General features: G+C 48.9%; 4 protein-coding genes and 4 tRNA genes. All 8 read left to right on the top strand.

The features are described from left to right. Positions 1-1,148: UDP-N-acetylmuramate dehydrogenase (murB, locus tag RNAN_RS18475; RefSeq protein WP_237739952.1), on the top strand; the 1,148-nt coding region annotated here is incomplete at its 5' end. Next, a complete protein-coding gene (gene birA / locus RNAN_RS18470) occupies positions 1,145-2,128 on the top strand; it encodes a bifunctional biotin--[acetyl-CoA-carboxylase] ligase/biotin operon repressor BirA (protein ID WP_008224617.1) in 984 nt (327 codons plus the stop codon). The genes murB and birA, both read left to right, overlap by 4 nt. Continuing rightward, positions 2,129-2,824: a type III pantothenate kinase gene (locus RNAN_RS18465; protein ID WP_008224616.1), complete on the top strand. Its 696-nt coding sequence runs from the start codon at positions 2,129-2,131 to the stop codon at positions 2,822-2,824. It abuts the gene before it with no gap. 111 nt (positions 2,825-2,935) lie between these two features. Further along, a tRNA-Thr gene (locus RNAN_RS18460) sits at positions 2,936-3,011 on the top strand. 5 nt (positions 3,012-3,016) lie between these two features. Further along, positions 3,017-3,101: transfer RNA gene (locus tag RNAN_RS18455), tRNA-Tyr, on the top strand. Between the two features lie 32 nt (positions 3,102-3,133). After that, positions 3,134-3,208 (top strand) — tRNA-Gly (locus RNAN_RS18450). Between the two features lie 12 nt (positions 3,209-3,220). Further along, a tRNA-Thr gene (locus tag RNAN_RS18445) sits at positions 3,221-3,296 on the top strand. A gap of 73 nt (positions 3,297-3,369) precedes the next feature. Beyond that, positions 3,370-3,801 (top strand): GTP-binding protein (locus tag RNAN_RS18440; protein ID WP_040552716.1); only part of this gene is annotated, 432 nt, incomplete at its 3' end.

Raw genomic sequence — 3,801 nt, 5'->3', positions numbered from 1 at the left:
AGTGTAGCATTCGCTATGCGAGAGTAGTTCACCGCCAGGCTCCCATTCAGAACCCCGCTCAATCGAGCGGGGTTTTTGTTTTGCGCTTGGCTGACAGCCTCATTACAATAGCGTTATTCGTGACAAATGGTCTCACCATGCATACTTTAACTAATGTCTCAGCAGTTCCTTATTCTACCTTTCGCTTTAATGCTAACTTGCATCAGCTAACTGAATTTAGCTCGATCAATGAGTTGCAAGAAACTCAGTACGACAGTGCGCCAGTGGTGCTGGGTGAGGGTAGTAACACCATTTTTATGCAGGATTTGCAGGTGCCGGTATGCCGTTTTGTGGCAAACAATAAAACAGTCACTGCGCTTGATGACAATTTTGTCTTAGTTCACGTCGAAGCCGGACATAACTGGCATCAGTTAGTGAGTTGGACGGTAGAGGAAAAGCTCTGGGGTATTGAAAACCTTGCGCTGATCCCAGGTTCTGTGGGCGCTGCCCCTGTGCAGAATATCGGCGCCTACGGTGTTGAGCTGGCAGATAGCTGCCTGTATGTTGATTTTTATCACTGGCAACAACGCAAGGTTCAGCGTATTGCTGCCGGCCGTTGTCAGTTTGGCTACAGAGACAGTGTATTTAAGAGAACCTTAGCAGGTGAGGGTATTATTGTTGCTGTCGGCTTAATACTTTCAAAAATGGCAAAGCCGGTACTGAGCTACAAAGGGTTGGACCATCTGACTGCTGACACGGCGATAGCAGATATTTTTAATCAGGTGATCGCCATCCGTAGCGCTAAGTTACCCGACCCGGCAAAACTGGCAAATTGCGGCAGTTTTTTTAAAAACCCGGTAATTAGTATGCAACAGTTTACTAAGCTACAAGCGCTTTTCACTGGTATGCCCGGTTTTGTGCAGGATGATGGCACTGTAAAAGTACCTGCGGCCTGGCTGATAGATCAGCAGGGTTTTAAAGGTCAGTCTATAGGTGCTATTGCTTGTTACGAGCAACAACCTTTGGTGCTGGTGAATCGGGGCACAGGTTCAGCAACTGAATTAGCGCAACTCATCAATGCTATTCAGCACAAGGTCGCTTCAGTTTACAACATCCAACTTGAACCGGAAGTCAGAATGCTGAACGCCAAAGGGCAGCTGTCGCAATGACAAAAGGCAGTTTAATTACTCAGCGCCAGTTGTTAACTGCACTGAGCACCGGGGACTTTTTATCAGGTCAGCTATTGGCAGAAAGACTGGGTGTTAGCCGCACAGCGATAGCCAACCATATCAAACAGCTACAGTTACTTGGCTTAGATATTTATAAAGTAAAAGGCCGCGGCTATTGTCTGGCAGCGCCATTAAACCTGCTTGATGCAGCGTGTATTAGCCAACTACGCCAGAGTGGCACCCCGGATATCCTGGTGCAACATATTACTGATTCAACGAATAGTCAGTTAATGCTAAAGGTATCACAGGGGCAGGTAACACAGCCGGGTTATACATTGGTAGCAGAGGCACAAACGGCCGGTCGTGGTCGCCGCGGTCGTAGCTGGTATTCGCCGTTTGCCTCCAGTCTGTACTTTTCGCTATATTGGCGCTTGGAACAGGGGATTGCCGCAGCGGGTGGTTTAAGCCTGGTGGTCGGTATCGCTTTGGTGCGTCTATTACGCCGGCTGTATAGCCTGGAGGCCAAGATCAAATGGCCGAACGATATTTACATCAATGATAAAAAAGTATGTGGCATTTTGATTGAGCTGAGTGGTCAGGCAAATGCGGCCTGCGATGTTATTATCGGCATCGGGCTAAATATCCGTTTACCACAGCAAGCTGGCCTTAATATCGATCAGCAGTTTACCGATCTGGCGTCTGAAGCCGGTGTTATGATAGAACGTAATCCGTTGGTTGCCGCTTTGCAAAGCCAGCTTATCGGCGTACTGACTGAGTTTAATCTGCAGGGCTTTAGCGGCTTTGTGGAGGAGTTTAATCAGTATAACCAGCATCGGTTACGCCAGGTTCGGCTGACGGGTAATGACGAAATTGTGGGAATGTGTCTTGGTGTTGATAGCCAAGGTGGCTTATTGCTGCAGACTGCTACCGGTATCAATAGTTATTTTGGCGGCGAGTTAAGTTTACGCGCAGAGGGTTGAATGTACTTACTACTTGATATTGGTAATACCCGCGAAAAAGCCGCCCTGGTTAAAAATGGTAAGGTAACAGCGTTACCACAACTGGCACCGGATAATCTGGCAAAGCTGCCGATTAAAGCGGTCTATTTTGCCAGTGTGGCATCACAGGAAAAAGTGGCAGTAATAAAACAACTGCTAGGTTTGGACCATCTGCCCTGGCGCCAGGTGTATTCGGATGCCCAGGCTTACGGCGTGCGCAGCAGCTATCAGCAGCCACAAACCTTGGGCGTAGACCGCTGGCTTGCTATGCTTGGCGCGCAGCTATTGTTCAGCGAGCAAAATGTACTTATCGCTGACGCGGGAACTGCCGTGACCCTTGATTGGCTGGATAAGGCTGGCCAGCACGGTGGCGGTTGGATTATTCCCGGCCTGAAAATGCAGCAACAAGCCGTGGTAAAAAACACCGCTAAAGTCTTTAACGCGGAGATGTTTAATGGCCGGCTTGAGCCGGGGACTGATACAGTCACAGGCTTGCAAAATGGCTGCTTAGCCGGTGTTTTGGGTGCAATCAGGCTGGCCTGGCAACAAACACCGGTCGACAAGCTGATCTTAACCGGTGGTGATAGTAAGTTTCTAAAACCTTATCTGAGCGATTTACCGCTGATTGTTGAGCCATTATTGATTTTTCATGGATTGGCGCGCCATATCGATATGTAGCCACTGCTTTGTGCACTTTATGAGCGTTTAGGCGGGAAATTCGCGCTTTTTTGGTTTTTTCTGTTGCACGCCCACCGGCATTACACTAGAATTCGCACCCACTGACGTAGTGCCGCTTTAGCTCAGTTGGTAGAGCAACTGACTTGTAATCAGTAGGTCATCCGTTCGACTCGGATAAGCGGCACCATTAGTGGAGGGGTTCCCGAGTGGCCAAAGGGATCAGACTGTAAATCTGCCGGCACTGCCTTCGAAGGTTCGAATCCTTCCCCCTCCACCATCTTCGTCAGGAAGAATAGCTACGAGTAGGCCGCGGGCATCGTATAATGGCTATTACCTCAGCCTTCCAAGCTGAAGATGCGGGTTCGATTCCCGCTGCCCGCTCCAATCAAAAACGTTGCTGATATAGCTCAGGCGGTAGAGCGCATCCTTGGTAAGGATGAGGTCCCCAGTTCGATTCTGGGTATCAGCACCATCTTGACACCTCTCTTGCTATCCAAACAAAAATCTTATTAAATAACCGCCGTTTTGTTAAAAAGGGTCTATCCATGGCTAAGGCTAAATTTGAACGAGTAAAACCGCACGTAAACGTAGGCACCATCGGTCACGTTGACCACGGTAAAACTACTTTAACTGCTGCTATCACAAACGTACTGGCTAAGCACTACGGCGGTCAGGCATTTGCTTTTGATCAAATCGATAAAGCACCAGAAGAAAAAGCGCGTGGTATTACCATCAATACTTCACACGTTGAATACGACACCCCAACGCGTCACTACGCGCACGTAGACTGCCCGGGCCACGCTGACTATGTTAAGAACATGATCACTGGTGCTGCACAGATGGACGGCGCGATTCTGGTAGTAGCGGCGACAGACGGCCCAATGCCACAAACCCGTGAGCACATCCTGTTATCACGTCAGGTAGGCGTACCGTACATCATCGTGTTCATGAACAAGTGTGACATGGTAGATGACGAA

Origin of the sequence: Rheinheimera nanhaiensis E407-8, assembly GCF_000296695.1 — a bacterium.
GTDB lineage: Bacteria > Pseudomonadota > Gammaproteobacteria > Enterobacterales > Alteromonadaceae > Alishewanella > Alishewanella nanhaiensis.
The sequence above is the reverse complement of the archived record's forward strand: the minus strand, read 5'-3'. Positions and strand labels throughout refer to the sequence as shown.